2 protein-coding genes are annotated in these 1,871 nt (G+C 68.3%); both read left to right on the plus strand.

The window, feature by feature from the left end; genetic code table 11:
* On the plus strand, nt 1-962 hold a 962-nt coding region (locus KZA10_RS13830), incomplete at its 5' end, for a DUF6541 family protein (RefSeq protein WP_374196595.1).
* 43 nt (nt 963-1,005) lie between these two features.
* Nucleotides 1,006-1,871: glycosyltransferase (locus KZA10_RS13835; RefSeq protein WP_218683166.1), on the plus strand; the 866-nt coding region annotated here is incomplete at its 3' end.

Raw genomic sequence — 1,871 nt, forward strand, 5'->3', positions numbered from 1 at the left:
AGGCCGTCGCCTCAGTGTGGATGGGACTGTTCGTCCTGGTCGCCGCCGGTCTGTGGTTCGTGCTCCGTCCGCCCGCACCGGCGCGCACCTGGACGACGACGGAGACGGTGGGGCAGGCGATCGGCGAGGTCATCACCGCCTCGGTCTGGTTCGCCCCGGTCAACATCGTGCTCGCGACGCTCGTGATCATGGGGGCAGTCGTGGCGGTGCGTCGCCGCACGACGGCCGACTGGGTCGCGCTCGCGCTGTTCGTGGCCGCCGCGGGACTCTACGTGGTCGTCTCCGGGCTGCCGTACTGGACGCCGAGGGACATCCTGACGGGAGCCTGGTACAACAATGCCCCGCGGCTTGCGGCCCTGCTGCCACTCGCGTGGGTTCCCCTGGCGGCAATCGGCGGCGCCTGGCTCTGGCCCGTGACGCAGCGGCTGCTGAGCAAGGTCTCCGCTCCGCGACTCCGGACGGGCGCCTCGGTGCTCCTGGTCGTCGCCGTCCTGGTGATCGTGCCGCAGGCGACGAGCATGCGCCAGGCCGTCACCAGTGCGCACGGCGCCTTCGCAGTCACTCCCGACTCGCCCCTGGTGAACTCGGACGAACTCGCCCTCATCGAGCGGTTGGACGACGAGGTACCCGAAGACGCCGTCATCCTCGGAAGCCCGTGGACGGGCACCGCGCTCGCCTACGCGCTCGCGGACCGCAGGGTCGTGATGCCGCACACGCTGATGGACATCACGGAGGATATGGAGACTCTGCTCCTCGGCCTCGATTCGGCGCGCCCCGGCTCCGCCGTCTGCGACGCGCTCGAGCGACTCGGTGTCGACTACGTGCTCGACTTCGGCACCCAGGAGGTCAACGGGGGAGAACACCCGTATGAGGGTCTCGACCGACTCGACAGGTCGGAGTCCGTGCGAGAGGTCGACGCCGTGGGCGATGCGGTGCTGTACGAGGTGGTGCTGTGCGAGTGATGCGTCTGCGGCGCTCATCCGCCGCCGAGGACGGAGCACGTCGATGACCCTCGAGATCTTCATCCCTTACTGGGGCGACCCCGGCCTTCTCCGGCAGACGGTGGAGTCCGTGCGTGCCCAGGATGATCCCGAGTGGCGCCTGACGGTGCTGAACGATCGGTACCCTGACGACTCGGTTCCCGCCTACTTCGAGTCGCTCGACGACACGAGGATCACCTACGTCCTGAACGAGCGCAACATGGGCATCACGGAGAACTTCCGCGAGTCCGTCCGACGGGCGACGAGTTCGCACATCACGATTCCCGGATCGGACGACCTGCTCCAGCCCAACTACGTGCGCCTGGTCAAGAGCGTGATCCGGCGCCTGCCCGAGGTCGACGTGATCCAGCCGGGAGTCGACGTCGTCGACGAGAACGGAAGGACCGTCCTTCCCTTGGTCGATCGTGTCAAGCAGAAGCTGCTCGCGCCGCAGGGCGGACCTGGAGTGGCGCTGCTCGAGGGGGAGCGGATGGCGACCAGCCTGATCCGCGGTGACTGGCTGTACTGGCCGTCGCTCACCTTCCGCACGGAGACGTTGAAGCGCATCGACTTCAGAGACGGCCTGGCCGTCATCCAGGACCTGGCTCTCCTGATGGACATCGCGTTCGACGGCGGCTCGCTCGCCTACGTCCCGGAGACGGCATTCTCGTACCGTCGCCATGATTCCAGCGCATCTCAGCGGACCCTGCTCGACGGTCGGCGCTTCCGCGACGAGCGTGAATACTTCGCACTCGCCGCGGCGCTCGCCGCGGAGAAGGGATGGCGGCGGACCGAGCGCGTCGCGAAACGGCGACTGGTCGCCCGTCTGCATGCACTCACCGTGCTCCCGCACGTCATCCGCCACGGGGACTCCGAGGGACGCCGAGCAGC

The sequence above is a fragment of the Microbacterium sp. BF1 genome (assembly GCF_019279095.1).
GTDB classification, from domain to species: Bacteria; Actinomycetota; Actinomycetes; order Actinomycetales; family Microbacteriaceae; genus Microbacterium; species Microbacterium maritypicum.